Source organism: Pseudomonas vranovensis, from assembly GCF_040438935.1.
Taxonomy (GTDB): Bacteria; Pseudomonadota; Gammaproteobacteria; order Pseudomonadales; family Pseudomonadaceae; genus Aquipseudomonas; species Aquipseudomonas vranovensis.
Map to the genome: position 1 here is coordinate 5,706,124 of NZ_CP159259.1, position 14,770 is coordinate 5,720,893.

The window sequence follows — 14,770 nt, forward strand, 5'->3', positions numbered from 1 at the left end:
CTGTCACTTTAGTGAACCAGCATGCCGGTCAGCCAGTAAGCCTGGACCAGGGTGATCAGGCCGACGATGGTGGCGAAGAACAGGCTGTGCTTGAGGGTGAAGCGGAACAGGTCCGATTCCTTGCCGACCAGGCCGGTGGCCGCACAGGCAACGGCGATGGACTGCGGCGAAATCATTTTGCCGGTAACGCCGCCGCTGGTGTTGGCCGCGACCAGCAGGGTGTCGTTGACCCCGATCTGGTGGGCGGTGGTGGCCTGCAGCGAGCTGAACAGGGCGTTGGACGAGGTGTCTGAACCGGTCAGGAAAACGCCCAGCCAGCCGAGGAACGGCGAGAAGAACGGGAACGCGGCGCCAGTGCCGGCCAATACCAGGGCCATGGTCGAGGACATGCCCGAGTAGTTGGTGACGAAGGCGAAGGCTAGCACCATGCCGATGGACAGGATCGGCCAGCGCAGCTCGAAGAAGGTTTCTTTCAAAGTGGTCAGACCAGTTTTGAAATTGATCTTCAGGACCAGCATCGAGATCAGTGCCGAGAAGAAAATCGCGGTACCGGTCGCGGAAATCGGATCGAGCTTGAACACGGCCGGCAGTGCGGTCGGGGTGGCAACGATCGGGGCGGTCTTGATCACCAGTTGGTCAAGGTGCGGGATGGCGAAGTTGAACACCCAGTTGTACATCGAACCGCCCGCGGCAAACGCGGCCTTGAATGGCTTGAGGGTCCAGATGGTGACCAGCACGGTGAGGATCAGGAACGGCGACCAGGCCTTGAAGATCTCGCCGAGGCTGTAGGGCGAAGGCTGGCTGCCACCGGCATTGACCACGGCGGCACCGACGCTGCCGGTGGCGGTGGTGAACGAGCGCTTGGGCTGCCAGACCTTGAGGAACAGGGTCAGGGAAATCAGGCTGGCCAGGGCCGAGGTGATGTCCGGCAGTTCCGGGCCGATGAAGTTCGAGGTGAAGTACTGGGTCACGGCGAAGCTCAGGCCGGCAACCAGTGCGGCTGGCCAGGTCTCTTTGACGCCGCGCAGGCCGTCCATCATGAACACCAGCCAGAACGGCACGAACAGCGACAGCAGCGGCAGTTGGCGACCGGTCATGGCGCCGATCTTGAACGCGTCGATGCCGGTTACCTGGCCGGCAACGATGATCGGGATGCCCAGGGCACCGAAGGCCACAGGTGCAGTGTTGGCAATCAGGCACAGGCCGGCGGCGTACAGCGGATTGAAGCCCAGGCCCACCAGCAGCGCGGCGGTGATGGCCACGGGGGCGCCGAAACCGGCTGCACCTTCGAGGAACGCACCGAAGCAGAAACCGATCAGCAGCACCTGCAGGCGCTGGTCATCGGTGATTGACAGCACGGAGCTGCGGATGACTTCGAACTGGCCGCTCTTGACCGTCAGTTTGTAGAGGAACACCGCGGCAACGATGATCCAGGCGATAGGCCACAGGCCGTAGGCAAAACCGTAGCCGGCGGCGGCAATCGCCATGTCGGCAGGCATCTGGAAGGCGAAGATCGCGACCAGGATCGACAGGCCCAGCGTGATGCTGCCGGCCACATGACCCTTGAGGCGGAACACCGCCAGCGCGAGGAAGAAGAATACGATCGGGATGACTGCCGCGAGCGCGGACAGGCCAAGACTACCAAGCGGACTGTAGATCTGTTGCCAGGTTTGCATATGGGGTGGCCCCTAATTGTTGTTGGTGGCACTGGCATTGGATAATTGGTAAGACCAATTTACAATGTCGAGGCGCTAGGTTAAAAGCCTCTTTGAGGGTGTGTCAATTTGTCCCTGCAAAACGTTCGTCGGATGGGAGTCGGGAGGAGGGGCTGAGCGGCAAGGAAATTTCCCAACTGATGGGTGTCGGCGGGCGGCGGATGCGCCAGAATAGACAGCCCCGAACGCACTCGGGAATGTGGAGAGCATGTGATGGTTTTTGATCAGGTCCGCCAACGCCGTTTGTCCGACGATATCGTCGAGCGGCTTGAGGGGATGATTCTTGAGGGCACCTTGACGGCCGGTCAGCGGCTGCCTGCCGAACGAACATTGTCGGAACAGTTCGGGGTGTCGCGACCGTCACTGCGTGAAGCGATCCAGAAGTTGGTGGCCAAGGGCTTGCTGGTCAGTCGCCAAGGGGGCGGCAACTACGTGGCCGAGTCACTGGGCGCGACCTTCAGCGATCCGTTGCTGCAACTGCTCGAAAGTAACCCTGAAGCCCAGCGCGACCTGCTGGAGTTCCGACATACGCTGGAGGCGTCCTGCGCCTATTACGCGGCGGCCCGTGCGACAGAGCCTGATCGCCAGCGCCTGAAAGAGGCGTTCGATGCTCTGCAGGACTGTTACACCCGTCAGGATGAAGTCAGCCGGGCAGAGGAAGGTGCTGCCGATGCGCGTTTTCACCTGGCCATCGCCGAGGCCAGTCACAATGCAGTGTTGCTCCATACCATCCGCGGCCTGTTCGATTTGCTCAAGCGCAACGTGGTGACCAATATCGGCGGCATGTACAAGCAGCGCTCCGAAACCCGCGACATGCTCATCAGTCAGCACCGCGAGCTGTACCTGGCGATTGTCGAGGGGCGGGCCGACGACGCGCGCGAAGTCTCCAGCCGGCACATTCTGTATGTGCAGGAAGTGCTCGATGAAGTGCGTCAGGAGGTTCAGCGGATGGCGCGTGCGGAGCGGCGTAGCGGGCACTGATATACAAATCGCGGGGCAAGCCCGCTCCCACCGTAGGAGCGGGCTTGCCCCGCAATCAGGCTTTCTGGGACTGAATCAGTCTTCCTTGCCCTTGTTGCGAACTGCGCGCTGCAGCTCGCGATCGGAATCGCGTTCGCGCTGGGTATCGCGCTTGTCGTATTCCTTCTTGCCCTTGCCCAGTGCGATCTCGCACTTGATCAGGTGCTTGCTCCAATAGATCGACAAGGCCACGCAGGTGTAGCCCTTCTGCTGGACGGCCGCATGCAGGCGCTCCAACTCTCGACGGTTGAGCAGCAGTTTGCGGGTACGTGTCGGGTCGGCGATGACGTGAGTACTGGCGGCGGTCAGCGGCGTGATATGGCTGCCCATCAGCCAGGCCTCGCCATCCTTGAGCACCACGTAACTGTCGGTCAGGTGCGCCTTGCCGGCACGCAGACTTTTTACTTCCCAACCGGACAGGACCAATCCGGCCTCGAACTTATGTTCGATGAAGTAATCGTGACGCGCCTTTTTGTTCTGCGCGATTGTCCCTGTCGGATGTTTCTTTTGTTTAGCCATAGGGGCGGCATTATAGGCAGTCGTCGCGCTGTCGGCTACGGGGTAGCAGTGAGCTTGAGCCCTTGGAGTGAATCCCGGACAATGCGCGCTCTTTTTTTCCACAGTTGAGCGTGTTGATGTCGACGGACAAGGTTTCTGTCCATGGTGGCTGGGCCAGTCGCTGGGTATTCGTACTGGCGGCCACCGGTGCTGCGGTGGGGTTGGGAAGTATCTGGAAATTCCCCTACATGGTCGGCGTCTATGGCGGCGGTGCCTTTGTTCTGGTGTTCCTGGCCTGCATTGCCTTGATCGGTATCCCGGTGATGCTTGCCGAGACGCTGATCGGCCGCCGCACCCGGCAAAGTCCGGCCAATGCCCTGCGCGACCTCGCCCTGGAGGCGGGGCATTCGCCGCGCTGGTCGTGGTGGGCCTTCGCCGGGATGATCACGGCGCTGTTGATCCTGTCGTTCTACAGCGTGGTCGGCGGCTGGTCGTTCGACTACATCATCAACATGGGCAAGGGTGACTTCCAGGGCGTGACAGCCGATCAGGTCGGCGGCTACTTCAATGGCGTGATCAGCGACCCCTGGCGCCTGGTGCTGTGGCACAGCCTGTTCATGCTGCTGTCGGCATTGGTGATTGCCCGTGGCGTGGTGGCGGGGCTTGAGAAGAGCCTGCGTATCATGATGCCGCTGCTGTTCCTGCTGCTGGTGATCCTGTTGGGCTACAGCCTGACCACCGGGCACTTCATGCAGGGCCTGCATTTCATGTTCGACTTCGACACCTCGCGCCTGCTCGACGGGTTGTTGCCGGCCATGGGGCATGCGTTTTTCTCCCTGAGCGTGGGCGTGGGTTCGTTGCTGATCTATGGCGCCTACATGCCCAAGCAATCCTCCATCGGCGGCACGATTGTCGCCGTGGCCCTGCTCGACACCTTTGTCTCGCTGCTGGCCGGCATGGCCCTGTTCCCGATTGTGTTCGCCGCCGGCCTGAACCCCAGCGAGGGTCCGGGCCTGATGTTCGTGGCCTTGCCATTTGCTTTTGGCAATGTGGCGTTTGGCCAGTTGATGGGCGTCGTATTCTTTGTTCTAGTGGCCGTCGCGGCCTGGAGTTCGGCGATTTCTTTGCTGGAGCCGATGGTCGCTTACCTGGTGGAGCGTACGGGCGTGCGGCGTGGCTGGATCACCACCTGGCTGGCTTTCAGTTGCTGGCTGGTGGGGCTGGGCACAGTGTTTTCGTTCAATATCTGGCAGCAGGCACGCTTTTTCGTGAACGACGAGAGCGGTTTTCAGCTCTACCAGTGGGGCGCAACAGGCGGTCTGGATTTCTTCGGAGTGATCGACTTTTTCACTTCGCGGATCATGCTGCCGCTGGGTGGTTTGTGCTTTGTGATATTCGCAGGTTGGATCATGGGGCGTGAGGCGGTGCGCGACGAGCTAGCGATGCGCAGCCCGCTGCTGTTTGCTCTGACCTTCTTCTTGATGCGCTATGTGGCGCCCCTCGGCATTCTGGTTGTGTTTGCCGCTCAGCTTTGGAAGTGACACCTGGATGACTACCCATATTCAACGTTCGGCCCTGCTGCCTTATCCCGCCCAGGCACTGTACGACCTGGTCAACGATGTAGCACGGTATCCGGAGTTCCTGCCCTGGTGCTCATCCAGCACTGTGCTGGAGGTCAGTGACACGCTGATGCGTGCCAGCCTGGAAGTGGCCAAGGGCGGTATGAGCCAGAAGTTCGTCACCCGTAATGTGCTGGTGCCCGGGCAGTCCATCGAAATGAACCTGGAGGAGGGGCCGTTCAATCAACTGCACGGCTTGTGGATCTTCAAGCCGTTGGGTGAGAAGGCCTGCAAGATCAGCCTGGACTTGTCCTTCGACTATGCCGGGCCGTTGGTACGGGCCACCTTGGGGCCATTGTTCAATCAGGCTGCCAACACCCTGGTCGATGCCTTCTGTCAGCGGGCAAAACAACTCAATGCCTGACATGCTGCAGATTGAAGTGGTCTATGCCACCGCTGAGCAGCAGTGGCTGCTGGCCGTCGAGGTGCCCTTGGGCGCCACCTTGCGCGAGGCCGTGCGCCTGTCAGGGATCGCTGAGCAAGTACCAGGGCTCGATGTCGAGGCTTGCCCGCTTGGAATCTTTGGCAAGGTTGTCAGTGACGCTGTGCAGCAGACGGTTGCCGAGGGGGATCGGATCGAGTTGTACAGGCCGTTGCTGATCGATCCCAAGGAGGTCCGCAAGCAGCGCGCTGACAAAGTGGCGCGGGTGTTCAAGAAGGCCAAGCGCTAGCGCACAAATCGCAGGCACAAAAAAGCCCGGAATGTCCGGGCTTTTGTTTGCCAGCAGTAGTTACTGTGGCGAGGTTTCCAGTGGGGCAGGGGTCGGTACCGGGATGGTTTCGATGGTATCGACTTCGCGCTGGATCTTCTCTTCCAGGGAACCTGGCTTGGCCGGGGTTTCCTTGACCTGTTCAGCTGGCGCGGTGGTAGTACCTGGCTGGACGGGCGTGACGCTGGTGTCGCCGCTGCCGCCGAGAATTTCCTGATCGCGGCTCACGCCTGGCATGAAATCGCCAGACAGGCTGACCAGTTGGTCGCTTTCGTTGAAGAAAATGCTCATGCGCTCTTGCTGGCGTTGGCCGCCACCAGGCTGCAGGCTGTACAGGTAATCCCAGCGATTGGTGTGAAAGGTGTCCTGGATCAGCGGATTGCCCATGATAAACCTTACTTGCCGACGGGTCATTCCGGGGCGCAATTGGTCTATCATGTCTTGCGTGACGACATTGCCCTGCTGGATGTCGATTTTGTAAACCCCGGGGAACGAGCAACCGGCGAGTGCGAGCAGTCCCACGAAGGTGAGGCTGGTTAGCAAGAGCTTGGTGTTTTGCATCGGTGGGCGACTTCCACTATCTTGGCTGGACAACGTAAACCCCGATCATACCCGTATTCAGAGAAGCTGCGAAGCAGCATCGGCGAGAAAGCTGACCATGGTTGAAAATAGCGAACTGCGCAAAGCCGGTCTCAAGGTGACACTGCCTCGAGTGAAGATTCTACAGATGCTCGACTCTACCGAGCAGCGTCACATGAGTGCTGAAGATGTTTACAAGGCGCTGATGGAGGCAGGTGAGGACGTCGGTCTGGCCACGGTCTACCGTGTTCTGACCCAGTTCGAAGCTGCTGGCCTGGTTGTGCGCCATAACTTCGACGGCGGTCACGCCGTGTTCGAATTGGCCGACGGTGGCCACCACGACCATATGGTCAACGTGGAGTCGGGCGAGGTTATCGAGTTCTTCGACAGCGAGATTGAAAAGCGTCAGAAGGAAATCGTTGCCGAGCACGGTTTCGAACTGGTTGACCATAATCTGGTCCTGTACGTGCGCAAGAAAAAGTAAGCAATAGTTTCTTGTTGCACAGCATCAAAGGCGACCCTGGGGTCGCCTTTGTGCTTTCTGGGATAAGGCATCAGGCCTTGCTGGTAACCACCATCTTGCGGGCGTGGGCCAGGGACTCCTTGGTCAGGTCGATACCGCCCAGCATCCGAGCGACCTCTTCGATGCGCTCGCGCTTGCCCAGGTTGGCAACGGCAGTATGGGTAGCGTCACTGTTGCGCACTTTATGCACAAACAGATGGTGATGGCCTTGCGCTGCAACCTGCGGCAGGTGGGTCACGGTCAGTACCTGGCCGCGCTCGCCCAGGCGGCGCAGCAGCTGGCCGACAATCTCTGCCGTCGGGCCACCGATACCCACGTCCACTTCGTCGAACACCAGGGTAGGAATGCGCGAGGTTTGCGCAGTGATCACCTGGATTGCGAGGCTGATCCGCGACAGCTCGCCCCCGGAGGCGACCTTGGCCAGGGCCTTGAGAGGCTGGCCCGGGTTGGCGCTGACCAGTAGCTCTACATGCTCACGGCCGTGAGGGGAGAGGTCTTCACTGGTGTGGCTGTGCAGCTCGATGCTGAAGCGACCACCGGGCATGCCCAGGCGCTGGATCTCTTGCTCGACCGCGCCGGCCAACTGGTTGGCGGCCTGGTGGCGCAGGGCGCTAAGCTCGCCTGCCTTGTCCTGGTAGTGGCGGGCGAAGGCTGCCAGTTCGTCACCCAGGCGCTCGATGGATTCGTCGTTGGCGTTAAGGCTTTCGAGCTCTTCCATCAGGCGCTGCTGAAGCTTGGCCAACTCGGTTGGGTGTACACGGTGCTTTCGAGCCAGGGTATAGATGCTGTCCAGGCGCTCTTCGAGTTGCTGCAGGCGAGCCGGGTCCGCGTCGAAGTTATCAAGGAAGCGATTGAGCTCGCCGACGGCTTCCTCCACCTGGATCTGTGCGCTGGCGATCATGTTGGCGGCCTCGCCCAGTGCCCTGGGTGCGTTCTGCACTGCAGTCAATCGATTGAGACTGGCAGTGAGGGCATTGAGGACGTTGCCCGAATCGCTCTCGCTGCAATGATCGATGACCTGGCGGCAGATGCCGAACAGCGCTTCGGCGTTGGTCAGGTTCTTGTGCTCCTGCTCCAGTTGCTCCAGCTCGTTTTCACCCAGGCCCAGGTTGTCGAGTTCCTCGAGTTGATAGCTGAGCAGCTGATGCTGCGCCCGTTGTTCGTCGCCGGAGTTGGACAGTCGCTCCAGTTCTTGCCGCGTTTGCCGCCAGCGCTGGGCGGCCAGCTGGACCTGGCGCGCCAGGTCGGTGGCGCCTGCGTACTCGTCGAGCAGGCGACGATGGGTGTCGGCTTTCAGCAACGACTGGTGTTCATGCTGGCTATGGATGTCGATGAGCAGCTCGCCCAGGGCCTTGAGGTCGCCGAGCGGGCAGGGCGTGCCATTGATGTAGCCGCGGCTGCGGCCCTCGGCGGTGATGACCCGGCGCAGGATGCACGGGCCGTCGCTGTCCAGGTCGCGTTCGGCAAGCCAGGCACGGGCTTCGGGAATGTCCGAGAGATCAAAGGTGGCGAGGATGTCGGCCTTGTCGGCGCCGGGACGTACCACGCCGCTGTCGGCACGATCACCCAGGGTCAGGCCCAGGGCGTCGAGCATGATCGATTTGCCGGCCCCGGTTTCACCGGTGATGACGCTCATCCCGCGGGCGAGTTCGAGGTCCAGGTGTTCGACGATGGCATAGTTGTGTACGGACAGGTGCACCAGCATTGGGGACGGCTCCCAGGCGTTAAGTCTGGTTATTTATACAGTGTTTTTTGATCCGCTGACAATGGCTGTGCTTAGCTCGATTTGGTTGCGTGGGTGTCGTTCTGAGTGCGTCGGGTTATGAGGGAAACGGTCGGCTGTATTCCTTTGCCCCTTGAACCTGGGTTTTACGACCCCATATAGCCGGCAGAAGCGCGAGTACAGCTCGCTGACACTATTCGAGAGGAGAGATTTTATGGCTGACGAACAGCTGGATGAACAGAATCTGAACGCCGAGGCAGCCGGCGCGCAAGAGCTGAACGCCCGCGTGCAGGTGCTCGAAGAGCAGCTGGCGGCGGCCCAGGATCAATCCCTGCGCACCGCTGCGGACCTTCAGAACGTACGCCGTCGCGCCGAGCAGGATGTCGAGAAGGCACACAAGTTCGCCCTGGAGAAATTCGCTGGCGACCTGCTGCCAGTCATCGACAGCCTGGAACGTGGCCTGGAGCTGTCCAGTGCCGAGGACGAGAGCATTCGTCCGATGCGTGAAGGCATTGAACTGACCCTGAAGATGTTCCACGACACCCTCAAGCGCTACAACCTCGAGGCCATTGATCCGCACGGCGAACCCTTCAACGCCGAGCACCATCAAGCCATGGCCATGCAGGAAAGTGCCGAGGTCGAGCCGAACAGCGTGCTCAAGGTGTTCCAGAAGGGCTACCAGCTCAATGGCCGCCTGCTGCGCCCTGCGATGGTCGTGGTCAGCAAGGCCCCTGCTGCGGTTTCGCCGTCGATTGACGAGCAGGCTTGAAATCGTTCCGGGCGCCCCCATTTAGGTGTCAAGCATTCAAGTATTACCGCAGTTAGCCACCACTGCTGCGGCAACAAAATTCAAGTTTCGGGAGAGTGAACATGGGCAAAATCATCGGTATCGACCTGGGGACTACCAACTCCTGCGTCTCCATTCTGGAAAACGGCAACGTCAAGGTTATTGAAAACGCTGAAGGCGCGCGTACTACGCCGTCGATCATCGCGTACGCCAATGACGGCGAAATCCTGGTTGGCCAGTCGGCCAAGCGTCAGGCCGTTACCAATCCGCACAACACCCTGTACGCAGTAAAGCGTCTGATCGGTCGTCGCTTTGACGAAGATGTCGTGCAAAAAGACATCCAGATGGTTCCGTACAAAATCGTCAAGGCTGACAACAACGACGCCTGGGTCGAAGTGAACGGCCAGAAAATGGCACCGCCTCAGATTTCGGCTGAAATTCTGAAGAAGATGAAGAAGACCGCCGAAGACTACCTCGGCGAGCCTGTCACCGAAGCGGTCATCACCGTTCCGGCCTACTTCAACGACAGCCAGCGTCAGGCCACCAAGGATGCCGGTCGCATCGCCGGCCTGGACGTAAAACGTATCATCAACGAACCAACCGCAGCTGCGCTGGCTTACGGTATGGACAAGGCCAAAGGCGATCACACCGTGATCGTTTATGACCTGGGTGGCGGTACCTTCGACGTTTCGGTTATCGAAATTGCCGAAGTCGATGGCGAGCATCAGTTTGAAGTTCTGGCCACCAACGGTGACACTTTCCTCGGTGGTGAAGACTTCGACATTCGCCTGATCGACTACCTCGTCGACGAGTTCAAGAAAGAAAGCGGCATGAACCTCAAGGGTGACCCGCTGGCCATGCAGCGCCTGAAAGAAGCTGCTGAAAAAGCCAAGATCGAGCTGTCCTCGAGCCAGCAGACCGACGTCAACCTGCCGTACATCACTGCAGATGCCACCGGTCCTAAGCACCTGAACGTGAAGATCTCCCGCGCCAAGCTGGAGTCGCTGGTGGAAGACCTGGTTCAGCGCACCATCGAGCCATGCCGTATCGCCATGAAGGATGCCGGTATCGACGTCAGCAAGATCGACGACGTGATCCTGGTTGGCGGTCAGACCCGTATGCCGCTGGTACAGAAAGCGGTTACCGATTTCTTCGGTAAAGAAGCACGCAAGGACGTCAACCCGGACGAAGCTGTTGCCATGGGTGCTGCCATCCAGGGTGCGGTACTGGCTGGTGACGTGAAAGACGTGCTGCTGCTGGACGTCAGCCCGCTGACCCTGGGTATCGAAACCATGGGTGGCGTGATGACTGCGCTGATCGAGAAGAACACCACTATCCCGACCAAAAAGTCGCAAGTGTTCTCGACCGCAGACGACAACCAGAGCGCCGTGACCATTCACGTGCTGCAAGGTGAGCGTAAGCAGGCTGCTCAGAACAAATCCCTGGGCAAGTTCGACCTGGCCGAGATCCCACCTGCACCACGTGGCGTGCCACAGATCGAAGTAACCTTCGACATCGACGCCAACGGCATTCTGCACGTAGGCGCCAAGGACAAGGCTACTGGCAAGACTCAGTCGATCGTGATCAAGGCCAACTCCGGCCTGTCTGATGAAGAAATTCAGCAGATGATCCGCGACGCTGAAGCGAACTCGGAAGAAGACCGCAAGTTCGAAGAGCTGGCCGCTGCCCGCAACCAGGGCGATGCACTGGTTCACTCGACTCGCAAGATGGTCGCTGATGCCGGTGACAAGGTCACTGCCGAAGAGAAGGCTGCGATCGAGGCCGCTGTGGTTGCCCTGGAAGCCGCTATCAAAGGCGACGACAAGGCTGCCATCGATGCCAAGGTTGAAGAACTGTCGAAAGTGTCGGCTCCAGTTGCTCAGAAGATGTACGCCGAGCAGCAGGCCGAGCAGCCACAAGCTGGCGCGCAGCAGGCTGAAGAGCCCAAGCACGACGACGTCGTCGACGCTGAGTTCGAAGAAGTCAAAGACAACAAGTAATTGCTGCATGTTGTCGGCCAGTTGACTGCTTTCTAGTGGTTGGCTGGTAGGATGTCGCCGCGCGGGGGCTTGCTCCCGCGTTGGCGTGTCTGGAATACCCGAATTTTTACAGCATCTGTCATGCCTCCTGGAGGGAATGAGGCAGGTGCTGGCGGCACAGCGCGAAATGCGCAGAGGTTTGCCGAACGTCCTCAAGAGTGCAAAGACTTATGGCAAAGCGTGACTATTACGAAGTTCTGGGAGTTGAGCGCGGCTCCAGTGAAGCGGACCTGAAGAAGGCGTATCGCCGCCTGGCGATGAAGCATCACCCGGACCGTAATCCTGATGACAAAGAGTCGGAAGAGAAATTCAAGGAAGCCAACGAGGCTTATGAAGTGCTCTCCGACGCCAGCAAGCGCGCGGCCTACGACCAGTATGGTCATGCCGGCGTCGACCCTAGCATGGGTGGCGGCGGTGCCGGATTTGGTGGCGCGAACTTCTCCGACATTTTCGGTGATGTGTTCAGCGATTTCTTTGGCGGCGGCCGTGGCGGTTCGCGTGGCGGTGCCCAGCGCGGCAGCGACCTGCGTTATACCCTCGAGCTGAACCTGGAAGAGGCTGTACGCGGCACCACTGTCAACATTCGCGTGCCGACTCTGGTCAACTGCGAGCCGTGCGACGGTTCCGGTGCCAAGAAAGGCTCGTCGCCTTCGACCTGTCCGACCTGTGGTGGTATTGGCCAGGTGCGCATGCAGCAGGGCTTCTTCTCTGTCCAGCAGACCTGCCCGCGTTGCCATGGTCAGGGCAAGATCATTACTGATCCTTGCAACTCCTGCCACGGCGAAGGCCGTATCGAAGAGTACAAGACCCTCTCGGTCAAGGTGCCGGCCGGTGTCGATACCGGTGATCGCATTCGTCTTTCGGGCGAAGGCGAGGCGGGTTCCCATGGCGGCCCGACCGGTGATCTGTACGTCGTGATCAATGTGCGTGAGCACGCGATTTTCCAGCGTGACGGCAAGCACCTGTACTGCGAAGTACCGATCAGCTACACCGATGCTGCCCTGGGTGGCGAGCTTGAAGTGCCGACCCTGGATGGCCGGGTAAAGCTGAAGATCCCGGAAGGCACCCAGACCGGCAAGCAGTTCCGCCTGCGTGGCAAGGGCGTTGCCCCGGTTCGCGGTGGTGGTGCTGGTGACCTGATGTGTCGGGTCGCGGTTGAAACCCCGGTCAATCTCAGTCGTCGCCAGCGCGAGCTGCTCGAAGAGCTGCGCGATTCGCTGGAAGGTGACAGTTCCCATTCGCCCAAGGCCAATGGCTGGTTTGAAGGCGTAAAGCGCTTCTTCGGCGACTTGTAAGAAGGAATAGGGCATGCGACGTATAGCGGTAATGGGCGCGGCAGGGCGCATGGGCAAGACCCTGATCGAAGCTATCCAGCAAACCCCGGGTGCAGGGCTGACGGCTGCGATTGATCGTCCTGACAGCACCCTGGTTGGCGCGGATGCGGGCGAGTTGGCGGCCCTGGGTCGAATCGGTGTGCTGCTGTCCGATGACCTGGCCAAGGTAGTCGATGAATTCGACGTGCTGATCGACTTCACGCATCCGTCGGTGACCCTGAAGAACCTGGCGTTCTGCCGCAAGGCAGGCAAGGCCATGATCATCGGGACCACCGGTTTCAGTGTCGAAGAAAAGCAGTTGCTGGCCGAGGCGGGCAAGGAAATCCCGATTGTCTTCGCGGCCAACTTCAGCGTTGGGGTGAACCTCAGCCTGAAGCTGCTGGACATGGCTGCGCGCGTGCTGGGTGATGACGTCGACATCGAGATCATCGAAGCCCACCATCGTCACAAGGTCGATGCACCGTCGGGTACCGCGTTGCGCATGGGTGAGGTGGTTGCCCAGGCACTGGGGCGCGACCTGCAGGAAGTGGCGGTCTATGGTCGTGAAGGCCAGACCGGTACCCGTGATCGTCAGACCATCGGCTTTGCCACTGTGCGTGCCGGTGACGTGGTTGGTGATCACACCGTTCTGTTCGCTGCCGAAGGTGAGCGCCTGGAGATCACCCATAAGGCCTCCAGTCGCATGACCTTTGCCAAGGGGGCGGTCCGTGCTGCTCTCTGGTTGGACGGTCGCGAGCCGGGCCTTTACGACATGCAAGACGTGCTCGACCTGCGTTAAGCGCCCTCCTGTCGCTATCCTGCGGTTTTTAGGCACTTCAGCGGTAGACCAAAAAAGCGTTTTTCTGTAAGCTACAGCTTTAGTGTGTCCACTAAAAGCGCGCAGATAATTCGACGAAGAAAGCGGGGTGACGTGTCTATACGTCATTCCGCTTTTTTGCAACCTGCGATCGCCCCTTCAGGCTTGATTTACGGGAGGTCTTCTTGACTAAGCCAGCCATACTCGCCCTTGCCGATGGCAGCATTTTTCGCGGTGAAGCCATTGGAGCCGACGGTCAGACCGTTGGTGAGGTGGTGTTTAACACCGCAATGACCGGCTATCAGGAAATCCTGACTGACCCTTCCTATGCGCAGCAAATCGTTACCCTGACTTACCCTCACATCGGCAACACCGGCACTACGCCGGAAGACGCCGAGTCCGACCGTGTCTGGTCGGCCGGCCTGGTCATTCGTGACCTGCCTCTGATCGCAAGCAACTGGCGCAACAAACAGTCGCTGCCTGATTACCTCAAAGCCAACAACGTGGTTGCCATCGCCGGGATCGACACCCGTCGCCTGACGCGCATCCTGCGTGAGAAGGGCGCGCAGAACGGCTGCATCCTGGCCGGCGACAACATCAGCGAAGAGGCTGCAATCGCCGCTGCTCGCGGTTTCCCGGGCCTGAAGGGCATGGACCTGGCAAAAGTCGTCAGCACCAAGAGCAGCTACGAATGGCGCTCCAGCGTCTGGGAACTGAAAACCGACAGCCACGCGACCATCGACGCCGCCGAGCTGCCGTACCACGTGGTCGCCTACGATTTCGGCGTCAAGCTGAACATCCTGCGCATGCTGGTTGCCCGCGGCTGCCGCCTGACTGTCGTGCCGGCGCAGACCCCGGCCAACGAAGTCCTGGCACTCAATCCTGATGGTGTGTTCCTGTCCAACGGCCCAGGTGATCCGGAGCCTTGCGACTACGCGATCCAGGCGATCAAGGACATCCTCGAGACCGAGATCCCGGTGTTCGGTATTTGCCTGGGGCACCAACTGCTGGCTTTGGCCTCCGGTGCCAAGACCGTGAAAATGGGCCATGGTCACCATGGTGCCAACCACCCGGTCCAGGACCTGGACACCGGCGTGGTCATGATCACCAGCCAGAACCACGGCTTTGCGGTAGACGAAGCGACGCTGCCAGGCAACGTTCGCGCCATCCACAAGTCGCTGTTCGACGGTACCCTGCAGGGTATCGAGCGCACCGACAAGAGCGCTTTCAGCTTCCAGGGTCACCCTGAAGCCAGCCCTGGCCCGACTGATGTCGCGCCTCTGTTCGACCGCTTCATCGATGCCATGGCCAAGCGCCGCTGAGCACCTGGCGAGAAGGCCCTGGACCGGTGCAAGCCGCGTTCAGGCGCCGCCCCCACGATTGTTCAATGCGGCTTGCCGACTGACCTGCGGAATTGAGTGACAACC

At 60.1% G+C, this 14,770-nt stretch carries 14 protein-coding genes; 10 read left to right on the forward strand and 4 right to left on the reverse strand.

Features of this window, described 5'->3' with window-relative positions:
• Window positions 1-8 precede the first annotated feature (8 nt).
• The gene (locus ABVN19_RS26455) at window positions 9-1,676 is read right to left on the reverse strand and encodes a lactate permease LctP family transporter (RefSeq protein WP_105642712.1); all 1,668 of its coding nucleotides are present in this window, start codon (window positions 1,674-1,676) and stop codon (window positions 9-11) included.
• Window positions 1,677-1,928: 252 nt separating this feature from the next.
• Here ABVN19_RS26455 and ABVN19_RS26460 point away from each other — a divergent pair, with 252 nt between their 5' ends.
• Window positions 1,929-2,696: an FCD domain-containing protein gene (locus ABVN19_RS26460; RefSeq protein ID WP_028944547.1), complete on the forward strand. Its 768-nt coding sequence runs from the start codon at window positions 1,929-1,931 to the stop codon at window positions 2,694-2,696.
• Window positions 2,697-2,771: 75 nt separating this feature from the next.
• On the opposite strand, the gene smpB is transcribed toward ABVN19_RS26460, so the two are convergent.
• Window positions 2,772-3,254, reverse strand: a complete 483-nt coding sequence (gene smpB, locus ABVN19_RS26465; RefSeq protein WP_028944546.1) for an SsrA-binding protein SmpB — start codon at window positions 3,252-3,254, stop codon at window positions 2,772-2,774.
• A gap of 116 nt (window positions 3,255-3,370) precedes the next feature.
• Between smpB and ABVN19_RS26470 the strand changes: the two genes are divergently transcribed.
• Genes ABVN19_RS26470 through ABVN19_RS26480 form a run of 3 tightly spaced genes read left to right on the forward strand, consistent with a single transcriptional unit; the run spans window position 3,371 to window position 5,523 of the window.
• Window positions 3,371-4,774 carry a sodium-dependent transporter gene (locus ABVN19_RS26470; RefSeq protein ID WP_028944545.1) on the forward strand — a complete coding sequence of 468 codons (1,404 nt, stop codon included), beginning with the start codon at window positions 3,371-3,373 and terminating at the stop codon, window positions 4,772-4,774.
• Window positions 4,775-4,781: 7 nt separating this feature from the next.
• Window positions 4,782-5,216, forward strand: coding sequence for a type II toxin-antitoxin system RatA family toxin (locus ABVN19_RS26475; protein WP_028944544.1), 435 nt, complete (start codon window positions 4,782-4,784; stop codon window positions 5,214-5,216).
• 1 nt (window position 5,217) lies between these two features.
• Window positions 5,218-5,523, forward strand: coding sequence for an RnfH family protein (locus ABVN19_RS26480; RefSeq protein ID WP_028944543.1), 306 nt, complete (start codon window positions 5,218-5,220; stop codon window positions 5,521-5,523).
• Between the two features lie 60 nt (window positions 5,524-5,583).
• Here ABVN19_RS26480 and ABVN19_RS26485 read toward each other — a convergent pair whose 3' ends face one another.
• Complete coding sequence (locus ABVN19_RS26485) at window positions 5,584-6,123, reverse strand: outer membrane protein assembly factor BamE (RefSeq protein ID WP_028944542.1); 540 nt, start codon at window positions 6,121-6,123, stop codon at window positions 5,584-5,586.
• A gap of 97 nt (window positions 6,124-6,220) precedes the next feature.
• On the opposite strand from ABVN19_RS26485, the gene fur reads away from it, so the two are divergent.
• Window positions 6,221-6,625: a ferric iron uptake transcriptional regulator gene (gene fur / locus ABVN19_RS26490; RefSeq protein ID WP_028944541.1), complete on the forward strand. Its 405-nt coding sequence runs from the start codon at window positions 6,221-6,223 to the stop codon at window positions 6,623-6,625.
• Between the two features lie 70 nt (window positions 6,626-6,695).
• Here fur and recN read toward each other — a convergent pair whose 3' ends face one another.
• Entirely contained in the window at window positions 6,696-8,369 is a 1,674-nt protein-coding gene (gene recN / locus ABVN19_RS26495) for a DNA repair protein RecN (RefSeq protein WP_105642711.1), read from the reverse strand.
• A gap of 232 nt (window positions 8,370-8,601) precedes the next feature.
• On the opposite strand from recN, the gene grpE reads away from it, so the two are divergent.
• The 5 genes from grpE (at window position 8,602) to carA (ending at window position 14,665) form a co-directional block, all read left to right on the forward strand.
• Window positions 8,602-9,156, forward strand: coding sequence for a nucleotide exchange factor GrpE (grpE, locus tag ABVN19_RS26500; protein WP_028944539.1), 555 nt, complete (start codon window positions 8,602-8,604; stop codon window positions 9,154-9,156).
• 101 nt (window positions 9,157-9,257) lie between these two features.
• Entirely contained in the window at window positions 9,258-11,174 is a 1,917-nt protein-coding gene (gene dnaK / locus ABVN19_RS26505; protein WP_028944538.1) for a molecular chaperone DnaK, read from the forward strand.
• 209 nt (window positions 11,175-11,383) lie between these two features.
• Entirely contained in the window at window positions 11,384-12,508 is a 1,125-nt protein-coding gene (gene dnaJ, locus ABVN19_RS26510) for a molecular chaperone DnaJ (RefSeq protein WP_028944537.1), read from the forward strand.
• Window positions 12,509-12,521: 13 nt separating this feature from the next.
• Window positions 12,522-13,325, forward strand: a complete 804-nt coding sequence (dapB, locus tag ABVN19_RS26515; protein ID WP_028944536.1) for a 4-hydroxy-tetrahydrodipicolinate reductase — start codon at window positions 12,522-12,524, stop codon at window positions 13,323-13,325.
• A 203-nt stretch (window positions 13,326-13,528) separates the two neighbouring features.
• Window positions 13,529-14,665, forward strand: coding sequence for a glutamine-hydrolyzing carbamoyl-phosphate synthase small subunit (carA, locus tag ABVN19_RS26520; protein ID WP_028944535.1), 1,137 nt, complete (start codon window positions 13,529-13,531; stop codon window positions 14,663-14,665).
• Window positions 14,666-14,770 lie beyond the last annotated feature (105 nt).